The organism is Rickettsiella grylli (genome assembly GCF_000168295.1).
Taxonomy (GTDB): domain Bacteria; phylum Pseudomonadota; class Gammaproteobacteria; order Diplorickettsiales; family Diplorickettsiaceae; genus Aquirickettsiella; species Aquirickettsiella grylli.
Genome location: NZ_AAQJ02000001.1, coordinates 1,132,496 through 1,158,696, shown reverse-complemented (window position 1 = coordinate 1,158,696; position 26,201 = coordinate 1,132,496). Strand labels below are relative to the sequence as shown.

At 36.5% G+C, this 26,201-nt stretch carries 14 protein-coding genes; 8 read left to right on the top strand and 6 right to left on the bottom strand.

The features are described 5' to 3' along the window. Nucleotides 1-248: 248 nt before the first annotated feature. From RICGR_RS05360 to recO, 3 genes are all read right to left on the bottom strand, one after another. A complete protein-coding gene (locus RICGR_RS05360; protein WP_006035451.1) occupies nucleotides 249-1,496 on the bottom strand; it encodes an AmpG family muropeptide MFS transporter in 1,248 nt (415 codons plus the stop codon). 54 nt (nucleotides 1,497-1,550) lie between these two features. After that, nucleotides 1,551-2,039, bottom strand: a complete 489-nt coding sequence (locus RICGR_RS05355; RefSeq protein ID WP_006034992.1) for an outer membrane lipoprotein — start codon at nucleotides 2,037-2,039, stop codon at nucleotides 1,551-1,553. 161 nt (nucleotides 2,040-2,200) lie between these two features. After that, entirely contained in the window at nucleotides 2,201-2,917 is a 717-nt protein-coding gene (gene recO, locus RICGR_RS05350; protein ID WP_006034792.1) for a DNA repair protein RecO, read from the bottom strand. Between the two features lie 264 nt (nucleotides 2,918-3,181). Between recO and minD the strand changes: the two genes are divergently transcribed. After that, nucleotides 3,182-4,006, top strand: coding sequence for a septum site-determining protein MinD (gene minD, locus RICGR_RS05345; RefSeq protein WP_006035369.1), 825 nt, complete (start codon nucleotides 3,182-3,184; stop codon nucleotides 4,004-4,006). Continuing rightward, nucleotides 4,003-4,278 carry a cell division topological specificity factor MinE gene (minE, locus tag RICGR_RS05340; protein ID WP_006035267.1) on the top strand — a complete coding sequence of 92 codons (276 nt, stop codon included), beginning with the start codon at nucleotides 4,003-4,005 and terminating at the stop codon, nucleotides 4,276-4,278. The genes minD and minE overlap by 4 nt, the downstream gene beginning before the upstream one ends. Before the next feature lie 8 nt (nucleotides 4,279-4,286). Here the strand turns inward: minE and RICGR_RS05335 are convergent, their stop codons facing one another. From RICGR_RS05335 to ubiG, 3 genes are all read right to left on the bottom strand, one after another. Beyond that, nucleotides 4,287-4,676, bottom strand: coding sequence for an acyl-CoA thioesterase (locus tag RICGR_RS05335; RefSeq protein WP_006035896.1), 390 nt, complete (start codon nucleotides 4,674-4,676; stop codon nucleotides 4,287-4,289). A 76-nt stretch (nucleotides 4,677-4,752) separates the two neighbouring features. Beyond that, nucleotides 4,753-5,466, bottom strand: coding sequence for an HAD family hydrolase (locus tag RICGR_RS05330; RefSeq protein ID WP_006035629.1), 714 nt, complete (start codon nucleotides 5,464-5,466; stop codon nucleotides 4,753-4,755). Nucleotides 5,467-5,469: 3 nt separating this feature from the next. After that, nucleotides 5,470-6,174 carry a bifunctional 2-polyprenyl-6-hydroxyphenol methylase/3-demethylubiquinol 3-O-methyltransferase UbiG gene (gene ubiG / locus RICGR_RS05325; protein WP_006034893.1) on the bottom strand — a complete coding sequence of 235 codons (705 nt, stop codon included), beginning with the start codon at nucleotides 6,172-6,174 and terminating at the stop codon, nucleotides 5,470-5,472. Nucleotides 6,175-6,341: 167 nt separating this feature from the next. On the opposite strand from ubiG, the gene RICGR_RS05320 reads away from it, so the two are divergent. The 6 genes from RICGR_RS05320 to ftsA all read left to right on the top strand — a co-directional run bounded on the left by RICGR_RS05320 (nucleotide 6,342) and on the right by ftsA (nucleotide 26,195). Beyond that, nucleotides 6,342-11,195, top strand: coding sequence for an NAD-glutamate dehydrogenase (locus RICGR_RS05320; protein ID WP_006035092.1), 4,854 nt, complete (start codon nucleotides 6,342-6,344; stop codon nucleotides 11,193-11,195). A 165-nt stretch (nucleotides 11,196-11,360) separates the two neighbouring features. Beyond that, nucleotides 11,361-17,636: an HAD-IIIC family phosphatase gene (locus RICGR_RS05315; protein WP_006035721.1), complete on the top strand. Its 6,276-nt coding sequence runs from the start codon at nucleotides 11,361-11,363 to the stop codon at nucleotides 17,634-17,636. Nucleotides 17,637-17,673: 37 nt separating this feature from the next. Next, complete coding sequence (locus RICGR_RS05310) at nucleotides 17,674-20,115, top strand: ATP-binding protein (protein ID WP_006035894.1); 2,442 nt, start codon at nucleotides 17,674-17,676, stop codon at nucleotides 20,113-20,115. A 212-nt stretch (nucleotides 20,116-20,327) separates the two neighbouring features. Beyond that, on the top strand, nucleotides 20,328-23,828 hold the full coding sequence (gene dnaE, locus RICGR_RS05305; protein ID WP_006035290.1) for a DNA polymerase III subunit alpha: 3,501 nt from the start codon (nucleotides 20,328-20,330) through the stop codon (nucleotides 23,826-23,828). Nucleotides 23,829-24,034: 206 nt separating this feature from the next. Then, complete coding sequence (locus RICGR_RS05300; RefSeq protein WP_006034993.1) at nucleotides 24,035-24,820, top strand: cell division protein FtsQ/DivIB; 786 nt, start codon at nucleotides 24,035-24,037, stop codon at nucleotides 24,818-24,820. Nucleotides 24,821-24,971: 151 nt separating this feature from the next. Then, the gene (gene ftsA, locus RICGR_RS05295) at nucleotides 24,972-26,195 is read left to right on the top strand and encodes a cell division protein FtsA (RefSeq protein WP_006035410.1); all 1,224 of its coding nucleotides are present in this window, start codon (nucleotides 24,972-24,974) and stop codon (nucleotides 26,193-26,195) included. The last annotated feature ends 6 nt before the right edge of the window (nucleotides 26,196-26,201 follow it).

The window sequence follows — 26,201 nt, the reverse complement described above, 5'->3', positions numbered from 1 at the left end:
TCAAAATGAGGATATTAACCAATTAACCCCCGTAAATAGGAGCTAACTATAATGGTGTTTGATAAAGGATACAAGAAATGAACTTTATTACACCAACACCCCTTATATGGGGAGTATGCCGAGAAAATTCAAGTCATCACGAATAAAATAGACTCGATTTTTTCTTTATTTTTTGATTTCAATGATGACTGAGCAATGAAAAAATCCCAAAACAATCCACAGGAAGCCGATAGGACTGAACGATACGTTCACGCTGTTTTTTCGACGGCAGATACAGACGTAGGGTGGTTAAAATGGTGACGGAGGTACCCTAATAGCACTAAGCCCGGTAGAGAAGCGGCAAGTGATAATACAAAAAAAACGGGCCAACTGTAATAAGTCACCAGAAGACCAGCGAGTGGACCTACGAAAACACGTCCCATACTGGAGAATGTGGTGAATAAAGCGAACTGAGTCGCAGTATAACGCGGATTGCATAAACTCATAAATAAAGCAATGAGGGCGACACTTCCCATGGCGTTACAAAAGCTATCAACGGAAACGGTAAAAACGAGCCAATGATAATTATGCCCGACGAGTGCAAGTTGAAGAAACGTCAAAATAGCTAACGTTTGTAAAATGCCAAAATATAATAGCGCACGAAATAAGCTAATACGCGTCATTAAAATCCCTCCGACAAGGAGTCCTAGCAAGGTCGCCATAAATCCGATACCTTTGTTAACAAAAGCCACCGTGCTTAAAGAAAAGCCTAACCCCCGAATGAGAAACGGTGTTGTTAATGAAACACTGAGCGCATCACCAAATTTATAGAGTAAGATAAATAATAAAATTAATCCCGCGGATTTTCGACTTAAAAAATCTCGGAAAGGCTCGATGATAGCAGCCCGTAGAGTACCGGGGGGGTGCTCTAAAAATTGAGGTTCTTCACCCAACCAAACCCCCCAAAGGCCAATAGTGATTAATCCCGCCATCAATAAATAGGTATTACGCCAGCCAATATGTTCGGCTAACGCTAAGGCGACCGCACCGGATATTAACAATGCGGTTCGATAACCCCAACTGTAGAGCATCGTTCCTAACCCGCGTTCGCTGGGTTTGAGGACGTCGGTTCGATAGGCGTCGATTGCCATATCCTGTGAAGCCGAAAGAAAAGCAACAAGAAAAGCAACCGTTATGAGCATTGTCGTATGCGTTTGAGGATGGGCTATCGCCATCATGGAAATCGCTATAATCAAAGCAAACTGGAGGAGAATAATCCAACCCCGACGTCGTCCTAACAAAGGGGGGATCCAGCGGTCAAGCAAAGGCGCCCAGAGAAATTTATAAATATAAGGCTGACCAATGAGCGCTAAACTGCCAATAGCCAGTAAACTAGCACCGGTTACAGTGAACCACGCTTGAAGTGTGCTTGAGGTTAATGCGAGCGGGAGGCCAGAAGAAAATCCGAGTAAGAAAGTAGAAAACAGATTACGCTTACTGAACCTATTCGTCGACATTATTTCCTCAGAAAAGAGAACGATAGAACCTTTTTTAATAAACGTCTAATTTTATTAGCGTGCAGCGTAATCGGGGTCAGCGATGAGGCGTGGACGTCCTCCCGCATTATATTGTACTAACACGTGTTGACCACAATGGAACGAAGAGTCCGGTGCTTGTACGATGGAAATGAGTGAATTATTTTTAAGTTTAATGATGTATTCCATGGCGGTTTGCGTTGAAAGACGCTGCTGGACTTGGTTCCCTCCAAGCCCCCCTAACAAGGCGCCACCAATACCTGCCGCTAAACTCCCGTTGCCACCGCCTATTTGGGATCCTGCAATCGCACCGAGTGCTCCACCGGTTATGGCGCCGATACCGAGATCATCATTATTTCCCGTTACGTTTACAATTCGACGGTTTGTTATTACACCTTTTTCAATACGATGAATGTGCCCCGCACTACGGGTTGTATACACATCGGGTGATAATGAAGTTGTGCACCCTGTTAAGAGCGATAATGTGCATATAACGTATAGATAATGGATACAGGACTTCTTCATAATGAATCTCATGGATTATCTGAGTGAGCGCATCTTTCGAGCCGCGTTGTGTTTCTTCATTGATAATGACAAATAGTAATAGGGTGAATGAATTCCGTCAATCTATTCTATACACCTTTAAAAATTGACCCGATTGGTTTGTGTTGAGGTCAATCTTTTTATTAGGAGGGGATGAATAATTCGCGGCTGCGAATTGTTTTACCTTCAAGCAGGTAATTTAATGCGAGACGGAATAAACGTTTTGCGTCTAATAAATGGCTGGGTGTATCCCAGGACTCATGATGCATCGCTAAAAGGGATGCGCCAGAAAAAATGAATTGCTGAGGTATTGATTGATTGAAGCAGTCAACCAAACCCTGACTCGGAATGAATTGATAAAATTGGTGTGGTAAAAGCGCTTGATGGGTTCGGCTTTCTTTATTCAAAGAGAGTGCATAACCTAATTCAGCTAATAATTTTTTTTCAAATAAACGTAAAGCAAACATGGGATTGTCAAATAGACGATATAATGTGGTTTGATAAGCGTGGAATAACTCTGGATAAGGATCATAACGATAAAGTAAATAGGTTAATAGTTCATTGAGATAAAAACCACAGGCTAAAAGCGGACCCGTAAGTGGTGGAAGAGGGAACATATGGGGTTCTGCATTGATTAAAGACAGGAGATCCGTTTTTCCACGCCAGGAAAGTAATAGAGGAACAAAGGCTTGTAATGTACCTTTAAAACGTGATTTTTTCCCGCGTATTCCCCGTGCGCCTTTTGCTATAAGGCTTATTCTCCCGTGTTGGGCGGTAAAGGCATCGATTAATAAGCTGGTATCTCGATAAGGTCGCGTGTGTAAAATATAAGCAGCTTGTAGTTGAGGGGCATTTAACATGAGATGAAATAAAACGAAATACGCGTCGATCGATAGTCTTGTATTTTTAGTGTACAAAAAATAAAAAATAAACTTTTATTTTTAGGTAAGAATAACTTCCACTTCTTATGGAAATCCAGTAATATTAGCCTATATAGTGTTTTAATAGTGCATGAATCAATATATAGTGTAGCGACCTACAAAGCAATGCACTCACCGAATCTAAAAAATAATCTTACTGCATGAATCACAACAATGTTCTTTCAATTAATATAGGAGCAACTCTTGGCTGAAGTTATTGTTATTACATCTGGAAAAGGCGGGGTTGGTAAAACGACAAGTAGTGCTGCAATGGCAGCAGGTCTTGCTTCCCGCGGATTTAAAACAGTGGTTATTGATTTTGACATTGGTTTACGCAATCTTGATTTAATTATGGGGTGTGAACGGCGTGTTGTTTTTGACTTTGTCAATGTGATTCGCGGCGAGGCGAATATTAAGCAAGCGTTAATTAAAGATAAAAGACTCGAAAATCTTTCTATTCTTCCGGCTTCACAAACACGGGATAAAGATGCTTTAACCCAAGAGGGTGTGGAAAAAGTTTTAGAAGAACTTAAAAAAGAATTTGATTATATTCTTTGCGATTCTCCGGCTGGAATAGAACGCGGTGCAACATTAGCGATGTATTTTGCAGATACAGCTATCGTGGTGAGTAATCCAGAAATCTCTTCGGTCAGAGATTCCGATAGAATGCTCGGTATTTTAGATAGTAAATCTCGACGCGCTGAACTGGGTTTGGAATCTGTTAAACAATACTTATTATTAACGCGCTATTCGTTAACCCGTGTAGAAAAGGGGGATATGCTGAGTGTGGATGATGTATTGGATGTTTTATCTATCCCTTTATTGAGTGTTGTCCCAGAATCACAAGCCGTCTTGCGTGCCTCTAATGCGGGAGTACCTGTGACATTGAATGGAGAAAGTGATGCACATCAGGCTTATGCAGATGCCGTTTCTCGTTTATTAGGGGAGGAAATCCCGTTTAAATTTACAAAAGTAGAAAAGAAAAGTTTACTCCGTCGTCTCTTTGGTCGTGAGGAGATAGCGACATGAGTTTATTAAATTATATTTTTAGAAGTCGACAAGAAAATAGCGCTACACAAGCAAAAAAGCGTCTACAATTTATTCTTTCCCACAATTGTGGGAAAAGTAATATTGATTTTCAAAAATTGCAGCAAAAAATCAGTGAGGCAATTATTAATATCATTCGAGAAGACACTTCAATTGATATTGATCACAATAATGTTCAAGTCGAACTTGAAAAAACAGGGGATTTTTCTGTATTAGAATTAAATATAACGTTGCCCAATGAAGAAGTGGCCTAGGTCTCGCTTTATTCATTGGGAACCAAACGTTTTTCTCCAGGTTTTGATACCGCCACATAGATTAAGCGTGCTTCCGAAACTTTAATGTTGGAGGTTTCGTTTACACCGCCATTATAGCGTTCTGCATAAACGTCTACGTCGATAAAGAGCGAGGTTTTTCCTACGCCAATTATTCGAGTATAAAAACTGGCAATATCGTATATAAATAAAGGCTTCAAGAATTTTAACTCCTTGACAGCAACCGTAACGACAGGTCCCTTTGCACGTTTTGCGGCGGCAATAGCGCCTGCAATATCAATTTGAGACATTAACCATCCGCCAAAAATATCCCCGGCTTTATTAGCGTCATTGGGTCTTGTTTTTACACGGAGCGTCGGTTCGGATAAATGAGTAGTCATCGTTATCTTCAATAGGTTAAAAATTAAAGTATAGCAAAAAAATGAATTAAACTTTTAATGGATACGGTGTTTACGTTTATTCAAACGACCGATTTATTTTTTCCTGTTGAATCTGACTTAAATATTCAATCATTTCAAATGGCGAGGAAATCTCTCCGGAAGCGGCCCACTGAGTCCTATCCTCTTTAGGGTCAATAAAACCATACAGTGCAATGAGGCTAAACATTCCTGCCGCATTGGCGGCGTCAATATCACGTTTAGCGTCACCGACATAAATACAATTTTTTGGCGAGCAGTTAATACATTGACACGCATGCAAGAGGGGCTCGGGATGAGGTTTGCTATAGTTCAGTGTATCTCCAGCAATGATACAGTGCGCTTTCTTTAATAAAGGAAACTTTTTTATTAAATGCTGAGTCAAAAATTGAGATTTATTAGTCACAATGCCCCAGGGCCATTTTTTTTCGTGCAGGTAATGAATTAAAGGTTCGATTCCCGGAAATAATTGGGTGTGTACACAACTATGTTGACGGTAATAATCAAGAAACTGAGCGCGTAAAACAGGAAAAATAGGATCCGTTGCTTGAATTTTTAATCCTAAATTTAATAAACCGAAAATGCCCGAAGAGATGAAAGGTCTAATCGTCTCAATGGGTAAGGGTTCACTGTGTTGCGATCGTAAAATCTGATTCAACGCTTCAGCTAAATCAGCGGCTGTATCTAATAAAGTACCATCCAGATCAAAAAGGATTCCTTTTATTTTTGACGCGGCTGAAATTAAAAATGGCATGATTTAAGCTCGTTTCCTAAAGGCCGCAAGATAATTGATGCGAATATCATCGCTTAAAGCGTAATGTTGGAGAATAGGGTTATAATGGATGCCTTGCAATTTTTGCAAGGTTAAATAAGCTTTTCGGCCTGCAAGCGCTAATTCGGAAGGCCGAATAAATTTTTTATAGTCATGTGTTCCGCGAGGTAAAATTTTGAGAAGGTGTTCTGCGCCGAGTATTGCTAGAAAGTAAGCGCGAGGATTACGATTAATCGTAGAAAAAAAAATACGGGCATTGGGCTTGGCTAACTGGCTACAGGCCTGGATAAGCGAAAGGGGGCAAGGGACATGCTCCAAGAGTTCCATGCAGCACACAACGTCATAAGATTCACGCTGATGGGTCGCGAAGGATTCTGCTTCAGCTGAAAAATAATCAATGGGAAGCTGATTGTCCGCCGCATGCTTTTTTGCAACATCGATGAGTGCACCACTTTTATCGATGCCGGTAACTTCTGCGCCTCGTTGAGCCATCGCTTCAGCGAATATCCCTCCACCACAGCCCACATCAATGACCTTTTTCCCTTTTAAAGTTTGCCACGTTTCCAAAAATTCTAAACGTAATGGATTGATAATATGGAGTGGCTTACAGGGCCCGTCAACGTCCCACCATTGATCGGCCAGCGCTGTAAACTTGTTTATTTCTGCAGAGTCGCTGTTAGAAGCTAGCATAAATATTGGATGTTTTTCATTGGTTTTTTAAAGGGAGCGTATTACAATGGGATAGTTTACTTGACCCCTCATAATGTGTCTATTGGTTATAAACAAGGAATAGTGAAGTTTTAAGATGGCTTGCCAACGGGTATGAGGAATTTATTAACTCAATGATTAAGTTCACTATGAACAACCTAGCTAACCGTGTTTATAAATCGATTATCGATAAAATTTTAAAGTTTGCGTTACAAAAAATACCTCAGGAACAATCTGAATTATTTACAGTGTTTGCGAAGCAGTATTACGCCCATACGGATTTAGAAACATTAGAAAATCGCTCTGAAGAAAATCTTGCGGCGGCACTGGTTTCTCATTGGAATCTTATTTACCAACGGTTGCCGGGCCAGGCCAAAATTCATGTCTATAATCCGAGTCTTGAGAAAGAAGGCTGGGAAAGCAAATATAGTATTGTACAAATTGTCGCTGAGGATAAACCTTTTTTAGTTGATTCCACACGTATGGAGATCAATCGGCAAGGCTTTAATATTTATTTCAATATTCACTTTGGTAATATCAAATTACGCCGTGATCAACAGGGAAAAGTAGTCGAAGTTTTACCCTGCGATGCAATAGCGGATAAGCAAACCGAAGCTTTAATTTACTTGGAAATTGATAAAGAAACAAATACTGAAGCCCTCAATAAGCTTGCTAAAAAATTGGGAAAAGTATTAGAACAGGTTTGTTTAGTGGTCAATGATTGGCCTGAAATGCGAGCGCGAATGCAGAATTGTTTAAAGGAATTAGAACATAATTCGCCGCCTTATGACCTCGAAGATGTCAAAGAATCAAGAGATTTTCTGGTTTGGTTGTTAAATGATCATTTTACTTTTTTAGGTTGTCGCGATTACTTTTTGAGTAAAGATCATAAAACGTTGCGTATGGTCAAAAAATCAGGATTAGGTGTATTAAGAGATGAAACCCGAAGTAAAGAAGAAAAACTTTTAACAGAGTTACCACCCGAAGCACGTCGTCTTGCTTTTTCTCCGCAAGTGCTTGTTATTTCTAAAACAAATAGTAAATCCAGGGTCCATCGATCAGTTTATGCGGATTATATTGGCGTAAAATGTTTTAACGAGCAAGGTGAACTCATTGGGGAAAGACGTTTTATTGGTCTTTACACATCAACCGTTTATCATAGCGATCCCCGTAGCATCCCACTGATACGACGTAAGATACAATTAATTTTACAAAATTCAAAACTTCCTTTAAAAGGCCATGCAGGAAAAGCGTTGCTGGATATTCTTTCGAGTTTACCACGCGATGATTTATTTCAAGCTTCCGTCAAAGAATTAACACAACTTGCATTAGGTATTTTGTATATTCAAGATCAAAGAACGGTTCGTTTATTCGTGAGACAGGACAATTATCGACGTTTTATTTCATGTTTAGTTTATCTTCCAAAAGAACAATTAAACACAGATTTACAACGCCAGATGGAAAAAATTTTGGTACGCGAATTTTCAGGCATAGAAATTGGATTTTCAACATTATTTGGAGATTCTAACCTTGCCCGTATCCATTTTTTAATTCGAACGGATCCTAAAAAAGAATTGACGTACGATGTGAAAAAAATTGAAAAACAACTTGTTGAAGTCACGCGATCATGGAAAGAAGAATTGCGTCAAGCGTTGATTGATTATTATGGTGAGCAGGAAGGTGTGCGTCTCTTTCAAAAATATAGATATGCTTTTCCAAGCGGTTATAGAGATACATTTTCTGTGATTACGGCCGTGCATGATATCGCGCAAATCGAAAAAATTTCTCTCGAGCATCCCTTAGAGATGAATTTTTATCCTTCTGAAAATGAGAAGGGGGTTCCATTAAGATTTAAATTATTTCAGGTCGGTAAACCTATTATTCTCTCTGATGCACTGCCCGTATTAGAAAATATGGGATTGTGTGTTATTGATGAATGGCCACAAGAGATTACATTGCCCGATGGCCATCGGGTTTGGATTAATGATTTTGGCGTTAAACCCGTCAACATTGATGATGTTGATGTTTCACAAGTAAAAGAAATTTTTCAAGACGCTTTTAGCAAGATATGGTCTGAAGAAGTCGAAAACGATGGTTTTAACCGCTTAATATTGGCCGGTCAGTTAACCTGGCGCGAAGTTTCTGTATTAAGGGCCTATACCAAGTATCTTCGTCAGATCGGAGTACCGTTTAGCCAGGCGTATGTTGAAAAGGTTGTCTCGCGAAATGCAGGGATTGCTAAAATTTTAGTGAAGCTCTTTAAATATTATTTTGATCCGAAACGTCAAAATGAATCGGGTAGCATGATAGCAAGCCTGGAAAAAAGCTTACAATCTGCACTCGATGCAGTCGTTCGTTTGGATGAAGATCGTATTTTGCGCAATTTATTTGAAGTCATTCGAGCGACTTTGCGAACGAATTATTATCAAACTGATTCTGAAAACAATCCAAAACCGTGGTTAGCCATTAAATTAAACCCCAGTCAAATTATGGATCTACCGTTGCCTAGACCGATGTATGAGATTTTCGTTTATTCGCCGCGTGTTGAAGCCGTTCATCTAAGAGCTGCGAAGGTAGCCCGTGGTGGTATTCGTTGGTCTGACAGAAGAGAAGATTTTCGGACAGAAATATTAGGTTTGATGAAGGCACAGCAGGTCAAGAATGCGGTGATAGTGCCTGCCGGTGCTAAAGGTGGTTTTGTTTGTAAGCAGCTCTATGAAAATGCTGATCGCGAAGCAGTGATGAAGGAAGTGATTTCGTGTTATCAAACGTTTATGCGAGGCTTGTTAGATTTAACGGATAATTTGAAAAATAATAGCATTATACATCCTGAAAACGTAGTACGTTACGACGAGGACGATCCTTATTTAGTGGTTGCGGCAGACAAAGGTACAGCAAGTTTCTCAGATATCGCCAATGCTATCGCAGCGGAATACAATTTTTGGTTGGGTGACGCCTTTGCTTCGGGTGGAAGCGTGGGTTACGATCATAAAAAAATGGGAATTACGGCTCGGGGGGCATGGGAATCGGTTAGAAGACATTGTAGAGCCCTTGGATTAAATCCGGATAAAGATGATTTTACGGTGGTGGGTATTGGTGATATGTCAGGCGATGTTTTTGGTAATGGAATGTTACTATCGCGTCATATTAAGCTTGTTGCCGCATTTAATCACCTGCACATCTTTATTGATCCCAATCCCTGTCCAGAAAAAAGTTTCGAAGAACGAAAGCGTTTATTTCATTTACCTCGTTCTACATGGAAAGATTACAATGCTCATTTGCTTTCTAAAGGAGGGGGAATTTTCCTACGCTCACAAAAATCGATTGTCTTATCGAGTGAAATTAAAAAATTATTAGATATTCATCAAGATTCTATAGCGCCCGATGGATTAATTCGAGCACTATTAAAAGCAAATGTCGATTTACTGTGGAACGGAGGGATTGGCACGTATGTGAAAGCGTCCAATGAACGAAATGCCGACGTAGGCGATAGAACCAATGATAATTTACGGATTGACGCGAAAGAATTGCGTTGTCGTATTGTCGCTGAGGGGGGTAATCTTGGTCTAACGCAGTTGGGTCGAGTCGAATATGCTTTAAATGGCGGATTAATTTATACCGACTTTATTGATAATTCTGCAGGTGTTGATTGTTCTGATCATGAAGTCAATTGTAAAATTTTATTAAATGCCGTTGTTACTGCCGGTGAAATGAGTTTCGAAGAACGAAATACGTTATTAGCGGAAATGACCGATGAGATTGCTAAACTGGTTCTTTATGACAATTATTGTCAAACGCGTACGATTAGTTTAGCGGCCATGCATGCTCAGCAAGAATTGGAATTTCATCGTCGTTACATTCAAGAACTTGAGCAGCATGGTAAACTCAATCGTGCTTTAGAGTTTCTTCCGGATGAAAAAGCCTTATTAGAGAGAAAGGCAATGGGTAAAGGGCTTACCAGCCCTGAAATTGCTGTATTACTTGCTTATACCAAAATGTGGGTAAAAACAGAATTACTCGAAGAACATTCCTTAGAGGAAGATTATTTAAAACGCGTTTTAGAATCTGCATTTCCAAAACCACTACGGGGCCGTTTTTCTCAATTTATGCAACACCATAGCTTGCGACGTGAAATTATTGCAACGAAAATAAGTAATGCGATGGTCAATGATATGGGCATTACCTTTGTTTTTCGTTTAAAAACCGAAATTGGCGCTGATATTGCTTCTATTGCGCGTGCTTATGCGGTTGCTCATCATGTGTTTAGTTTTTCTGAATTGCTTGGGTTGGCAGAAAATTTAAATGATGAGGTTACGCCCGTTACACGGTATGCCATTATGCGTCAATTTAATCGGTTGATACGACGTGCAACGCGATGGTTTATTTATAATTACAAAGAGCAGTTAATTGATATTTTAGGAATGGTTGACAGGTTTAGGCCGTCGGTTATTGCTTTAAGTAAAAATTTACCTCATTTACTCTGTGGCGAAGAAAAAGAACAGTGGGAAAGACATATTCAAGGACTTGTTGAAGCAGGCATCTCTGAAAGTATAGCCAAACGTATTGCGAATGTTGATCACGAATATGCTTTATTAGATGTCATCGATGCTGCACAAAAAAATAATTTGGCGTTGCAAGACGTGGCTACGCTCTATTTTATGGTGGGTGAGCGATTTAGTTTTACGTGGTTACGATCTCAAATTATGAAAATAACGATAGAAACATTATGGGATAATTTGGCCCGAGTTATTTTATTAGAGGATCTTGATAAGCAACAACGTCGTCTAACCGTGATTATTTTACAGTGTGTTATTGATAAACAAGGGAATAATGAAATCTGTTTAGAACAATGGGAAGCGGATAATCACGATTTGATTAAACGCTGGGAACAATTTTTAGCGGATTTACGGAGCACAGGTGAACTGAAACTGATGATGTTTTCAGTGGTCATCCGAGAATTAGTCAGTATGGTTAATGTTTCTAACGCGTCTATACTCCACTAGATAAAAACTTATTTATTCATTTAATTTAAAATTATTTTTTGTAATTAAAAATTGTTTAATAATTTTAATTAAATTTAACTTTTTTTTTAAAAAATACTTTTAATATGTTGGAAATGCTAATATAATTTTCAATTCGTGAATTTTTACAACAAAAATGGAATAAATATGTTAATTTTTTCTACGTTTACCGCAGATTATCTCAAATCCCCGCTTCACTATTTACTCGAAAAATTTTATGAAAAAACGATCGATTTAAGATACACCGATACTAATTTATTGATATGGATTAATCGATGTTTCAGTGAAGAAATAAATGAACCAATTGTCATTTTGTTTAGATTAATTGATCTAAAAAATTTTAATAATGATACGGAATCCATTTATTTAGAAGAAAATTTAAATAAACTTATTGAAAGCACTACTAAATTAAAGAAAAATAAAAAACAAACAGTGATCGTTGTATTATGTCCAAGCCCAGAAGATTTTTACAATGAAAAAATTAAATCTTTAGAATTTTTTTTCTTAGAAAAATTACAGAATTATAAAATTCATACCGTATCATTTCCCGAAATTGATGCGCAGTACTCGCTTTCCAACTTTTATAATCCGATGGTTGCAGATACTCGAATTCCCTATAGTTTCGAGTTTTATGTCGCACTGGCTAATGTTTTAGCACGGAAATTACATTGTATTCAACAGACGCCCTACAAAGTAATTATCGTCGATTGTGATAATACGTTATGGACCGGTGTCGCAGGAGATATTGGTCCAGAAAATGTCGCATTTGAAAAGCATAATCTTGATTTACAATCGTTTTTAGTCAGACAGAAAAAAAATGGAGTATTTATTTGTTTATGTAGCAAAAATGAAGAAGCAACGGTCAATAAAGTTTTTTCATTGCAAGAAGATAAGATGATTCTGAAAATGTCTGACCTAACCCTACAAAAGGTGAATCGTGATACCAAATCTAACAATATTTTAGAAATCCTACGCGAATTAAATTTATCTAACGCAAAAAATGCGATGTTTATTGATGACTCCGAAAGAGAAATTAATGATGTAAAACAAACTTTACCAGAAATTCTTTGCGTGCAGATGCCGCAAACCTATAAAGAATATACGCATATATGGTCTTTTGATATGGATGAATATGCATCCATTACACAAACGGATAAAGAACGATTGAACTTATTTAAAGAACGAAAAATATTAACTAACAATGCTGATTTTAACGACACTATTGAAAAACTAAAAATAAAACGGCAAAAAGAAAATCCTCTGATTATAAGTCAAGTCAAAAAAAGTCAAAAAGCTGAAATAGAAAGAATTGTACAAATGTCAAAAAAAATAAATCAATTTAATTTGTTTCCTTTTTCAGAGCGATCGGACGAAGCTATGGATATCGAATATTTACTGGTTAATGATCACATAACGTGTTTTATTGCGACAATAGAATATAAAAATATTTCTGAATCAACGCGTGAAGATGATTCGTATTTAATTCAGGGCGATCTAACAGGGTTAGCACTTTGTAAGCTGAACACCGGACATTTATTAATCGATGGATTTTTTCTAAGTTGCCGAAATACGGGATTGGAAGTGGAATATGCGTTGATTAAACAGATTGCGCTTTATGCAAGCGAAAAAAAATTGGATCAAATTAAAATAAAATTTAAAAAAACGGAAGTGAACAAATTAGCGGAAACCTTTGTAGATATTCTATGTGATGAGTTGAATACCAATGCGGCTATACGATTTTTATTAAGAAATTTAAATGAAAAATCATTTATGCATACTGGATTTAAAAGCCTCTTTAAGTCAATCGGTTTTTTACCTAAAGATTTGGACAAAAGGCTTCACGAAGAAATAATTTTTGAGTTTCCTACTTCTTTTTTAGCTCAATTAGACCCTTATTGCTTTGCTGAAAAAACAATGAAAGCCAATTTAGTGAGTAAATCTATTTCGAACCAAAGATGGATTAGTGAAAAAGATATTACGAATGCTAAACCTTATTTAACTTTACTAGAAAAAGAGACTGCAACGCTTAAACCCTTAGTCGAAAAATTCTCTATTGGTTCTAAATTTAAATCAATGGATAATTTGACTGAAAAAATTATTGCTCAATTAAAATTTTTGCTCCCTCATCATACAAACGATTTTCCGGAAAATATTTCTTTAGTTCATTTAGGATTAACCTCTTTACAGGCAACTTATTTAAGCGCATCGCTCTATGATGATGAAAAAGTAATCATAGATAACGCACTATTACTGAGTTCGGAAACAACAGTATCGATTTTAACAGATTATATTCATCAGAAAAAAAATAAACGGGATATAACTGAAAAAGAAAATAAAAATGACGAAGACAACGCAAGGTTACCTTTTTCTTTTCAGGAAGAACGAATTTTTCATGCGGAACAGAAGGAAGGTGCTATTAATAAATATTTAATGGCATTTTGTTTAAAAACTGACGAAATAAATGTTCATTGTTTAAAAACAGCTTACCAGAAAATGATTCATTTTTTTGATGTTTTTGGATACTATTATTCGATGGAAAAGGGGAAATTAATAAAATCTATTATTAAACCCCAATACAGAACAATTAAGTTTAATTATGAAAAAATTGATGATGAAACAGGCTTAATTTCTACGATACAGAAAAAAAATAGTACGCCATGGCCAATGATTAATTCGCAAGAACTGATCGGTTTGACTGTTTTTGAGGTGGAATCTACTAAAAAATTTTTTATTTTTTTTCAAATTCATCATTGTATTTGTGATGCATTTTCAGTCAATGTTTGGTTAGACGTGTTATCTAAATTTTATAATGCATCTTTCAGATCCACTGAGTTAAAATTAGCTAAAGCGGTATCCTATCAAGCGTTTATTGATCACAATAACAAAAAAATAGAAGATGCATGTTTTCAACAAGAAGCTAAAAAATTTTGGTTGCAGCAGCTCTCTATGGTCGATTTTGCTATAGAAATCCCTCCGAACAAATCGATAGATGCTTATGCAAAACGAGCGACTGAACTTAAAGCGAAAAGATATGAATTTGAAATGTCGTCGCAGGATTCTATAAAATTGAATCAGTTAGCGAGTTCGAATGGGGTTACTGTTTACAGTACACTCATGAGTTTATTTAGTATTTTAATCGCAAACTATACCTTTAACGAAAACGTAACTATCCTGAGTGCCGCTTCAGGAAGAGAACCTCCTTTCCTTAATACGCCCGGGTTTTTTGTGAATTTACTGATTAACGTTTTTGATTTAAACGAAAATCAAACCTTTTGTGATTTTCTTATAGAAAATCATAAAAATATTTTAAATAGAATAAAATTTCAAAATTACCCTTTTGCGGAAATTGATAAAATTTTACAAAAAAAAGGATTTTTTAATGTATTAGAAAATATAGCCTTGATTTTTCAAAACAATAAAACACCTCAGTTACGATTAAAGGATAAAGTAGCTGAGTTAATAGTGCCTCAACAGTCCATGCTCTTAGATATGAGGGAATATTGCCGGTTCGGTAAATTTGCACTGTTTATTCAACCCACTCCGCAAAAATTTATGTTGACAATTGAATATGCCGAAGCGGTGTATACCCCAGATTTTATAAAACGCATTGCTAAAAATTTTCTATATGTCGTAAGTCAGGTGTGTAATACTTCATTTTATGAACTACAAAGGCTCAAATTGAAAGAAATATCAGTGGTTTGTGATGAAGAACGAAGTGAGTTAATGACTTTGAGCCGAGGTCCGGAACTTGATTTCTTTAGACTCAATCAATACGATAGTTTAGTTCGGAAATTTCAGAAAACTGTTGAAAAATACCCGAATAATAATGCGCTTTGTTATGATAAGCATCGTCGAAGTTATCGAGATATTGATAATCAATCAACGCAAGTTGCGCATGCGTTAATTAAAAATGGAGTAAAAAAAGCCGATTTTGTAGGAATATTTCTGGAAGCTAATCATTTATTTTTTATAGCGGAATTAGCAACGTTGAAAATCGGAGCAATTTTTGTTCCGCTTTCTAAAGAGGATCCGATCGATCGTCTTCTATTAATTATTAATGACGCAAAAATTAATTTTCTCGTTATAGACGCGGGGACGAAAGATTTATTGGAACAGCTACTTAAACGTTTATCAGGTACGCCGATTCAAGTTTATCAGATGGATGCGTCTCAATGGGAGGATAATATAACTGATTTGCCTCCATTACCTTTCGTGAAAGAAAATAAAGAGGCCTGTATCGTTTATACGTCGGGTTCTACCGGCGTTCCAAAAGGAGTCGTCATAAAACAGAAAGCTATTTTACGATTGGTTGAATCGCCTCATTATTTAGAAGTCAGTGCGAATGATAATATTTCACAGACCGCAAATCATGCGTTTGATGCCGCACAGCTTGAATGTTGGCTGGCGTGGAATAATGGCGCTTGTTTAGTTATTTTCGATAAAAAAACTTTTTTAGATCCAAAAATTTTTAAAAAGGAATTAATCGATAAAAAAATTACGATTATGTGGTTTACTGTCGCATTATTTCATCAGTATGCTTACATGGATCCTTCTATTTTTAGAAACGTAAACTATTTAATTACCGGTGGAGATGTCGTCGATAAAAAAGCAGTCGTCCGTATACGGAACTGCCCTGATGTTAAAGTGAATATTGTTGAGGCGTATGGTCCAACTGAAACAGGTATTTTTACGTCAACGTGTACTATTCATGATGAAATTATAAAAAATTATAGCCAATTACCGATAGGAAGACCCGTCAACAATACGGAAGTTTATGTGTTATCCCCATTTAACCAATTTGTTCCAATGGGCGGAATAGGCCTTTTATTTATCGGGGGAAAGGGTGTAGGTGATTATTTCAATCGACCAACATTACAGGAAAAATTCTTATCTAAACAAAACTATTCCTCTAGTAAATTATATAATTCGGGTGATTTAGTGAAATGGGGAGTGGTTCAGAATCAAGAACAGTTGATTTTTGAACGTCGAATAAATGATAAAAATATAAAAAAGCAAGGTTATTTTGTATCGCTATCTGAAATTGAACATGTTTTAATCGGGCATCCTGCAATAAAACAAGCGGTCGTTTTGGAACTCCCAGAGAAAAAATTATTGAAAGCCTTTTTTATACGAAACAAAAAATTTCCTGTCTTGAAAAAAAATCATTTAATCCAATTTTTGAGCAAGAAATTACCACATTTTATGCTGCCATCATGCTATCAAGAAGTTGAATTTTTTCCAATAACGCGTAATGGAAAGTTAGATAAGCGTATGTTATTAAGTTCTCATTTAGAATTGAATGAAGAGAAAGAGTTGTCAACGTGTTTAATCGAAAACGAATTAAAATTATTACAGGCGTTTCAAAATGTTTTAATCGGTGTCAATATGGGGGTAGAAGATAACTTTTTTTATTCGGGTGGAACCTCCATTCAAGCCATACAATTAATCGCGGAAATTGAGCAATCGCTTAACAAAAAGATTTCTTTTGATATTTTGCGAAGAAATCCTACGCCACGATCCTTAAATAACTATTTAGAACTCAACGATTTATCTGAATATGAGGTAATAAATGGATTAAAACAATTAAAAACGGGAAGTTTTGAGACTCCCCCTATTATTTTTATTCATCCAGCAGGCGGAGGTTTATTTTGCTTTAATCAATTAATAAACGCTTTAGAAGAAATTAATTTGTCAAATGCCTGTTATGGAATTGAAGACCCCATTATTATGGATCGGACTGTTAAATCGTTAACCATTAAACAGATGGCTACATTATATTTAGAATGGATAGATAGAAAAATGGATGTCCCTTACATGATAGCAGGGTATTCTTTCGGAGGAATGATTGCTTTAGAGATGGCAGCGAAATTGGAAAAACAAAAACGGAATTGTTTAGGCGTTATTTTGTTTGATACGTGGGTTGTTTCCTGTGCGGATGAAAAACTTAAAGAAAGATTGCGAAAGGATGTCATAGAATATTGTAGGGAAGTCATACAACAGGTCAATGAAACGTGTAAACTTGGAAATATAAAAGAGTTAACTGATGTTATGAATAGGCAATGTGAACATTATCAAGACATTGGTTTTCGATTTACACCCGATCAATTATCCTCGACCCCTGTTCGTTTGTTGAAGGCGACTGATGTGGAGAAATTTAATGAGATGGAGAAAAAAACGCACTCTAATTTTCTCGAAAATTTTATAAAAAAAGAATTATTTGACACAAAACTGGTTACCGGCAATCATTTTAATTTTCTCGACAGAAAAGAGGGATTAGTGGAGTTGGCGAGTTCTATTGCCGATTTTATTGATAAAATTTCTAAGCCTAATCCGTTAAAGAAGGAGGTTAAGAATAACAATCTTTTCTTAAAAAAAGAAATGAATCATTTAATCAACTATTCTGTTCAGTCGTTACGCAGGTAACGACTACACTATTTTTTAAATTTTTTGGATATTAATAATGAATTTTCAACGTATCCTCGATGCATTACCTTTTTCGATCTACTGGATAGATAACCGAAAAAAAACATTTAGCGGAGGAAACCAACATTTCCGATCAGCATTGAAAATAGATTCTTTATCAGAATTTGTGGATAAGCCGATAGCAAATTTTTTTTTAGGTGATTATTTGAGAATAGTGAATGAGTTGCTTAATAAAAGTATCCAAAGTCACGATCAGGATTTTTCTTCGGTGTGTCAAAAATGCGTTAATGCGTATGAAGAACCGATACTGATTCAATGTAGAACACCGCATTCAAAAAAAGAAACGATTACAATTTTTAGTGAAATTTATCCTCAATCTCGCGATGTTAACCAATATTTATTCGATAAAAATGAGAAGTTAACCGTCTATTTAAATAATATCATTGAAAATATACCTGCAAGTATCTATTGGAAAGATCAAAATAGTATTATTTTAGGCGGAAGTAAATTACACACAGAATTAACCGGATTTTCGGATTATAAGGAAGTGATCGGTAAATCAGATTATGATTTTGTTTGGAAGGAATTTGCAGAACAGGTTCATGAAAATGATCGGTTTGTTATGCAACACGACCAAATGGTTAGTTTTGAAGAAAAGGGTATGCTATCGGATGGAAAAACACATACTTTTTTGACTCAAAAATCACCGTTAAAATCAAAGTCTGGTGAGATTATAGGCGTTCTAGGGGTTTCAATTGATATTACAGAACTTAAAAAAACTCAAAAAAAATTGAAGAAATCAAAATTATTAGCCGAAACCGCTAATCAAGCAAAAACTAAGTTTCTTGCGAGTATGAGTCATGATATACGCACACCTTTAGCGGGGATTATTGGTTTATCAAAAATACTTCAACAACGTTTAAACGTACTTGAGGACAAAAATGATTTATTGATGATAGGTAATGCCAGTAATCAGTTATTAAGGTTACTGACGAATATACTGGATGTTGCTTCATTAGAAAACGCGAGTGATTTACAACTTAAAATTGATAATTTTTCTATTCAAGAATTAGCAGAATCGTTACAAAAATTATTATTGCCATCAATAAAAAGTAAAGGACTGACATTGCAGCTCAATGTAGATGTTTCTTTTACAGGGAATATTGCAAGCGATCAAAGTAAATTAGAGCGAATTCTACTCAATTTGGCAACCAATGCGATTAAATTTACTGAAAAAGGAAAAGTAACGATTAGCATTAAAGAATTGAACTTACCGCGGCAATTAGAGGGAACCTATATAGAATTCATGGTGACTGATACGGGCATAGGCATCCCCCCAGAGCAATTGACATCAATTTTTGATCCTTTTTTTCGGATAGAGCCGAGTCACAAAAAAAGCACTGAATCGAGTGGTTATGGTATAGGCCTTTATACGGTAAAAAAATTTGTTAGATTATTGGGTGGTGAAATACACGTTAAAAGTCAAATGGGCGCGGGTACAAGTTTTTTCTTTACTTTATTGATGAAATTAGCTCCTCACAACCAACGTTTAAAAGTTAAAAATAAAACTAAAAATGTACAACCTTTTGTTTTTTTAGATAATAAAAAATTATTTGAAATTAAAAAGTTTAAGGAAACAGAACAGGAAATTAAAAAAAATATTTTACTGATTGAAGACGATCATTTAACCATTAAATTTTCAAAAGAATTGTTTGCTCAGGCGGGGTATAACTTAACGGTCATTTCTACGCTGCAAGAAACCATCGCTTTCGCAAAAAACCACGCGTTTGATTTGATTATTACGGATTTGGGATTGCCGGGTCTTCGTGGGAATGAAATTGCTGTTTTATATCGCTATTGGGAACGAATCAATAAAAAGCCAATGGTGCCCATTATTTCTTTAACGGCGTATGGAAAAGAAAAAGTTAAAGAAGAATGTTTAGCAGCGGGAATCAATGAAATATGGCTAAAACCATTGACGAAAGAAAAAATAAAAAAATTAGATAAATATTTTAAAATAAAAAAAATTAACGATTTAGAATTAAATTTTAGAGAGCAATTACAATCAAGGAATTCTGAATATAACGAAGAAAATGATCCAATCACAAAAAAGGATAATTTTTTGGATATTATTCATTCATACCCAATCTACGATAAAGGCATTGCACTTGAAAATCTAAATGGCAACCTCGATTTATTGAACGAAATTATTGAAATGTTTAAACTTTCTATCAAGGATTACATCCAAAAACTAGAAAAGAATTATGAGCGAAAGAATTGGGAAACGTTTGAAACGATAGTACATAAAATAAAAGGCGGGGCCTGTTATGCAGGGGCGATTCGGTTAAACTATGTGTGTAAAAATTTTTTACGGAGTTATTTAGCAAATAAAACACAAGAAGTAGATACATTTTATCCTTTTCTGATTAACACGTTAAATGAAACATACCACGCAATAGAATCTGAACAAAACGATTAAACAGCCAAAATATTTTCGTTTTTTACGATAAGTCATTTCCTGCAAGCTTTCTTTTCAAAAAAATTATGGCAAAATACAAGACTCATCAATGAGAACACAGGGGTTGTGTTACGCGAAAGTAGTGTTCGTCAACTATCGAAGTAATCCATAGATTTACATCAACATGGATTGGTTAAGCAATATAATAGACGGCAATTCGAGTATGTAGAGTTATGTCATCCTTTATTCACCTGCACCTTCACTCAGAGTATTCTTTGGTGGACGGTTTGATCCGTATTGAAAAGCTTGTCGATAAGGCGTGCGAGCTATCTATGCCGGCACTCGCGGTAACAGATTTATCCAATTTATTTGCAACGATTAAATTTTATCAAGCGGCGATTAAAAAAGGGATTAAACCTATCATCGGTGCTGAATGCCGGGTAAAAGATGACCAAGAGGGCCAAGAATATCAACTCATTTTACTGTGTCAAAACCTGCGAGGCTATCGGAACTTAATACAGTTAATTTCAAAATCTTATCTCGAGAATGCAAAAGAAGGACAACCGCTTCTTCAAAAGGATTGGTTTTCTATTTATTCAGAGGGTTTAATTGCATTATCAGGCGCAAGAGAAGGCGATATTGTGTCTTGCTTAATGAAAAAAAACAAGTCATTAGCGGTAGACTATTTGCAATTCTGGCTCCGTTTATTTCCGAATCGTTTTTATTTACAGGTACAACGATTAGGTCGCCCTTTAGAGGAAGAATATATTGAATTAAGTGTCGGTTTAGCGGCAAGCTTCAATGTTCCGGTGGTTGCAACGAATGAGGTATGCTTTCTTGTTCCTGAAGATTTTGAAGCGCATGAAGCTAAAGTGTGTATCAATAATGGTTATCTCTTAAATGATCCTAAACGGCTCAAGTTTTACACCAATCAGCAATATCTTCGTTCGATGGAAGAAATGGTTGTTTTATTCGCGGATATCCCCTCAGCACTCAGTAATTCAGTTGAAATAGCCAAACGGTGTAATCTCGAAATTGAACTGGGTGCTTCTTTTTTACCTAATTTCCCTATTCCAGAGGGAATGAGCGCAGAAAAGTTATTAACCCAAGAGGCGCAATCCGGTTTAACGCGATATTTAGGTTCTCAATCTTTTTTACGTGTATCGCAGACGAAAAATAAAGAATTCCAGCCGATTGAAAAGTTGACTTCACCACAGACTTTCAAAGCATTTGAAAAAATTTATTTTGATCGCCTACATTCTGAGCTTCAAGTGATTAATTCGATGGGCTTTGCAAGTTACTTTCTTATTGTTGCTGATTTTATTCGCTGGGCCAAAAAAAACAAAATTCCTGTGGGTCCTGGTCGGGGCTCTGGAGCCGGCTCTTTAGTCGCTTACGTACTACAAATTACCGGTTTAGATCCGCTACGATATGATTTACTTTTTGAGCGGTTTTTAAATCCAGAACGTATTTCTATGCCGGATTTTGATATTGATTTTTGTATGGAAGGACGGGATAGGGTCATCGACTATGTAACTACACGTTATGGGCGTAATGCCGTTTCACAAATTATCACGTACGGAAGTATGGCAGCCCGTGCTGTCGTTCGAGATGTCGGGCGAGTGTTAGGTTATCCCTATGGTATGGTGGATAAAATTGCTAAATTAATCCCTTTTGAATTAGGGATTACGCTTGAAAAAGCGCTCACTCAAGAGGATGAGTTAAAAACGCGATATGAAAATGAAGATGAAATAAAAATACTGATCGATTTAGCCAAAAAATTAGAAGGATTGGTACGCAATGTCGGAAAACATGCCGGTGGGGTCGTGATTGCACCTTCTCAATTGGTAGATTTTACACCCCTTTATTGTGAGCGGGGAGGAACGCATTGTATTACTCAATTTGATAAGGACGATATTGAAAAAGTGGGCTTAGTAAAGTTTGATTTTCTAGGCCTGCGGACGTTAACCATAATCGATTGGGTCGTACAAGCGATTAATAAAAAAAAGAAACCCGAAGAGGAGTTACTGGATATTGGAACGATTCCTCTGGATGATGTTAAAACGTTTGATTTATTAAAGGCATGTAAAACGACGGCTATCTTCCAACTCGAATCGCGAGGAATGCGTGATTTAATAAAACGGTTGTGTCCAGACAGTTTTGATGAAATTGTTGCCTTAGTTGCTTTATTTCGTCCAGGCCCCTTGCAGTCTGGGATGGTGGATGATTTTATTAATCGTAAACATGGACGTGCTCACGTTCAATATGCTCATCCTCTTTTAGAGCCGATACTAAGTTCTACTTATGGAATTATTTTGTACCAAGAACAAGTCATGCAAATTGCACAAGTATTAGCAGGTTATACATTAGGTGCTGCAGATTTGTTACGTCGTGCCATGGGTAAGAAAAAATCAGAAGAAATGGCGCAACAAAGAACGATTTTTATGAAAGGAGCAGAACAGGAAGGAATTGAACGTTCTTTAGCGAATCAGATCTTTGATTTAATGGAAAAATTTGCAGATTATGGATTTAATAAATCCCATTCTGTTGCCTATGCGTTAGTTTCCTACCAGACTGCATGGTTAAAAACACATTACGCTGCAGAATTTATGGCGGCAGTTTTATCATCCGACATGGATCATACCGACAAAGTAGTGATCTTTCTTGATGAATGCCGCGCTATGAATTTACCCATTTTACCGCCGGATATTAACTGTAGCGAATACAAATTTACGGTAGATGATGATACAGGCGCCATTCGATACGGTTTAGGTGCTATCAAAGGTTTAGGTCTTGGCGCAATAGAAATGTTAATAGAGCAACGTCAACAAGATGCATTTCGTGATTTATTTGACTTGTGTCAACGCGTTGATTTTCAAAAATTAAACCGAAGAGGGATAGACGCTTTAATTTGTTCAGGGAGTTTAGATAGTTTTGGACTCAATCGTGCTACTCTTTTAGAAAATGTTGAGGCGGCCTTACAAGCCGCCATACAGAAATCATTAACAAAAAGTTCGGGTCAAAAAGATTTTTTTGGATTAGAGATGGTTTCTCATTCAAATCAAATGACGCATCAGAAAGATTGGCCAAAATTAGAACGATTACAAGCGGAAAAAGACGCGTTAGGTTTTTATTTAAGCGGTCATCCAATAGAAAATTATTCGAATGAATTGCCGCACTTTATTACGTCGTCTTTACGTGAGTCAATGATTAAGTCCGGTCATACGATTACCATTGCAGGTTGGGTTTTGAATATTCGTTCATTATGGACAAAACGGGGCGATAGAATGGCAATTCTGACGTTAGAGGATACAAACGGACGTTTAGAAGTCACCTTATTTAATGAGGGTTATGCTCAATATCGTGATAAGCTGAGTAAAGATAAACTACTCATCATTGAAGGAGAGGTTCAACAGGATGAATATACTAAAAATATGCGGATTTTAGGGAAAAAAATTTTAGATATTAACGAAGCACGTGCAAGTCATGCAAAAAACGTAATCATTAAATTTTCTAAACCGCATGTTAATCCCTTATTATTGGATGATTTAAAAAAAATAATGATTAATTTTTGTCCAGGACCTTGTCCTACCTGCATTGCCTATTATCATCCTGAACTTAAAACACAAGTTTTTTTAAGTTTAGGTGACACGTGGAAAGTGAAACCTCATGATGATTTATTAAAAGCACTACGCGAAAGATTTGGTGAAGAATCTATCCGTATTCACTATTAAGTTGAGTATGAACCATATTCTTTTTGGTTAAGATGGGAAATCTTAATAACTTCCTGATAGTAACGGATAGAGGGTTGTTTTTTCAAAGCCGCTTAATGGGATTTAAATACGGAAGAGTGCACTAAGCTCAAATGAGCAAAACTGGCAGAAACACATGATATAGATTATCATCCCTTTTGATTTCATGTATTTCTGATAATTGGACGATGGTGAAAAACGGGAAAGTAATTGAAAACCAACGGTATGAACGGCAACGCGATAAATCGAGATTGATTCGTTTAAGTTCTTTTTTGCCCTTAAAAGGATGGTTTTTTAAATTTTCGTTGAGTGTACTTGTTGTATTAAGTTTCATTTTACTTTGGCAAAAATTATCGAATCCCAGTTGTTTTCCGATTAAAAACATTAAAATTAGCGGTGATTTAACGTATGTTAAACAACACCGTCTTCAACAAATTATTGTACCTTTTTTAGCGAGAGGGTTTTTTCGCTTAGATAGTCGGGGCTTGAAAGCGCAAATTTTACATGAGCCCTGGATAGCGAGCGTCACTTTAAAACGATTTTGGCCAAATACATTAACCGTCAATTTTGTAACGAAAAAACCCATCGCTTTTATTGGTAATGGCATATTGGATGATAAGGGTAACGTTTTTATTCCTGATAATGAAGCATTGAGCAGATTAGATTTGCCAGTTTTTGTAGCACCTTTAGGTCAGCAAAAGCTTTTATTGCAAATCTATAACACGATGAAACCTATGTTAGCAACGTTAAATTTAAAAATAAAAATGCTAAAACTTGCCAATCAACACTATTGGTATTTGAAATTAAGTAACGGATTATCCGTTTATTTAAGTCAAAATCAACCTTATAGCGAATTAGAACGGCTGGTTGATGTTTATTCTGATGTTATTGCAAGTAAAGTAACTATGGTAGATTATGTGGATCTTCGCTATGCCCACGGTATGGCCGTAAAATTTAAAAAATACATTTCTTAGTTTTTAGGGAAGTTATTGATTAATTTACGGACAGCCTGAGTACAATTTTCAGCTCAGAAAAATAACGTTGACGCCGTTTCTACCCTAATAATCAAAAAATCAAACGACGAAATTTGAAAATTTTAGAGAATTTAATTGAAGGTGAAATAATATGGCAAAGAAATCAGTGAAGCATTTGATTGTAGGATTAGATATTGGTACATCTAAAGTGAATGCCCTGGTGGGTGAAGTAAAACCGAATGGTATCGAAGTTATTGGTATGGGAATTTATCCTTCATTAGGATTAAAACGAGGGGTCGTCGTCAATATCGATGCAACGGTTGATTCAATTCAGCAAGCGGTGGGTGAAGCGGAATCAATGGCAGGATGTCCAGTGCGTAGTGTTTATACAGGTATCGCTGGAAATCATATTCGAAGTTTAAATTCTCATGGTATCGTGGCCATTCAAAACCAAGAAGTGACTCCTGTGGACGTTGAACGTGTGATTGATGCCGCCAAAGCGGTGGCTATTCCAGCTGATCAAAAAATATTACACATTTTACCGCAGGAATTTATTATTGATAGTCAAGAAGGTATTCGTGAGCCCATCGGTATGTCAGGTGTGCGGTTAGAAGCGAAAGTACATATGGTCACCGGTGCGGTTAGTGCAGCACAAAACATTATTAAGTGTATTCAGCGGTGTGGTTTAGAAGTTTCAGAAATAATTTTAGAACAATTGGCTTCGAGCCATTCGGTTTTAACTGAAGATGAGAAAGAGTTGGGTGTGTGTTTAATAGACATCGGAGGGGGCACAACCGATATTGCTATTTTTACTGAAGGGGCTATACGTTTTACCTCCGTTATTCCTATTGCAGGTGATCAGGTTACCAATGATATTGCCGTTGCATTAAGAACACCGACACAAAGTGCTGAGCAGATTAAAAAACAACATGCATGTGCATTACCCGAGTTGGCACATGCAGAAGAATTAGTTGAAATATCAGGTGTGGGCGATCGACCCGGACGGACACTGACGAAGCGTGCGCTCGCTGAAGTTGTGGGTCCACGTTATGAAGAACTTTTTCATTTAGTGAAAACAGAATTATGTCGTAGTGGGTTTGAAGAATTTCTTGCCGCAGGGGTTGTATTAACAGGGGGTGCTTCTAACGTAAAAGGCAGTGTCGAATTAGCGGAAAAAATTTTTAAGTTGCCTGTCAGAATAGGGCATCCACAACATATTACTGGAAATGATGAAATAACGACCAATGGTATGTATGCGACCAGTACCGGTTTATTATTATATGGTTATCAACAACAATGCGAGCAACGAAAGCCTAACGTTTTATTTGCGAGGAAAATAGCACGTATAAAAAATTGGTTATGTGAAAATTTTTAAATAAGA

Coding starts and splice junctions, on each gene's coding strand:
- RICGR_RS05360 (WP_006035451.1), bottom strand. CDS start 1,496: ATGTCGACGAATAGGTTCAGTAAGCGTAATCTGTTTTCTACTTTCTTA.
- RICGR_RS05355 (WP_006034992.1), bottom strand. CDS start 2,039: ATGAAGAAGTCCTGTATCCATTATCTATACGTTATATGCACATTATCG.
- recO (WP_006034792.1), bottom strand. CDS start 2,917: ATGTTAAATGCCCCTCAACTACAAGCTGCTTATATTTTACACACGCGA.
- minE (WP_006035267.1), top strand. CDS start 4,003: ATGAGTTTATTAAATTATATTTTTAGAAGTCGACAAGAAAATAGCGCT.
- RICGR_RS05335 (WP_006035896.1), bottom strand. CDS start 4,676: ATGACTACTCATTTATCCGAACCGACGCTCCGTGTAAAAACAAGACCC.
- RICGR_RS05330 (WP_006035629.1), bottom strand. CDS start 5,466: ATGCCATTTTTAATTTCAGCCGCGTCAAAAATAAAAGGAATCCTTTTT.
- ubiG (WP_006034893.1), bottom strand. CDS start 6,174: ATGCTAGCTTCTAACAGCGACTCTGCAGAAATAAACAAGTTTACAGCG.
- RICGR_RS05320 (WP_006035092.1), top strand. CDS start 6,342: ATGAACAACCTAGCTAACCGTGTTTATAAATCGATTATCGATAAAATT.
- RICGR_RS05315 (WP_006035721.1), top strand. CDS start 11,361: ATGTTAATTTTTTCTACGTTTACCGCAGATTATCTCAAATCCCCGCTT.
- RICGR_RS05310 (WP_006035894.1), top strand. CDS start 17,674: ATGAATTTTCAACGTATCCTCGATGCATTACCTTTTTCGATCTACTGG.
- dnaE (WP_006035290.1), top strand. CDS start 20,328: ATGTCATCCTTTATTCACCTGCACCTTCACTCAGAGTATTCTTTGGTG.
- RICGR_RS05300 (WP_006034993.1), top strand. CDS start 24,035: ATGGTGAAAAACGGGAAAGTAATTGAAAACCAACGGTATGAACGGCAA.
- ftsA (WP_006035410.1), top strand. CDS start 24,972: ATGGCAAAGAAATCAGTGAAGCATTTGATTGTAGGATTAGATATTGGT.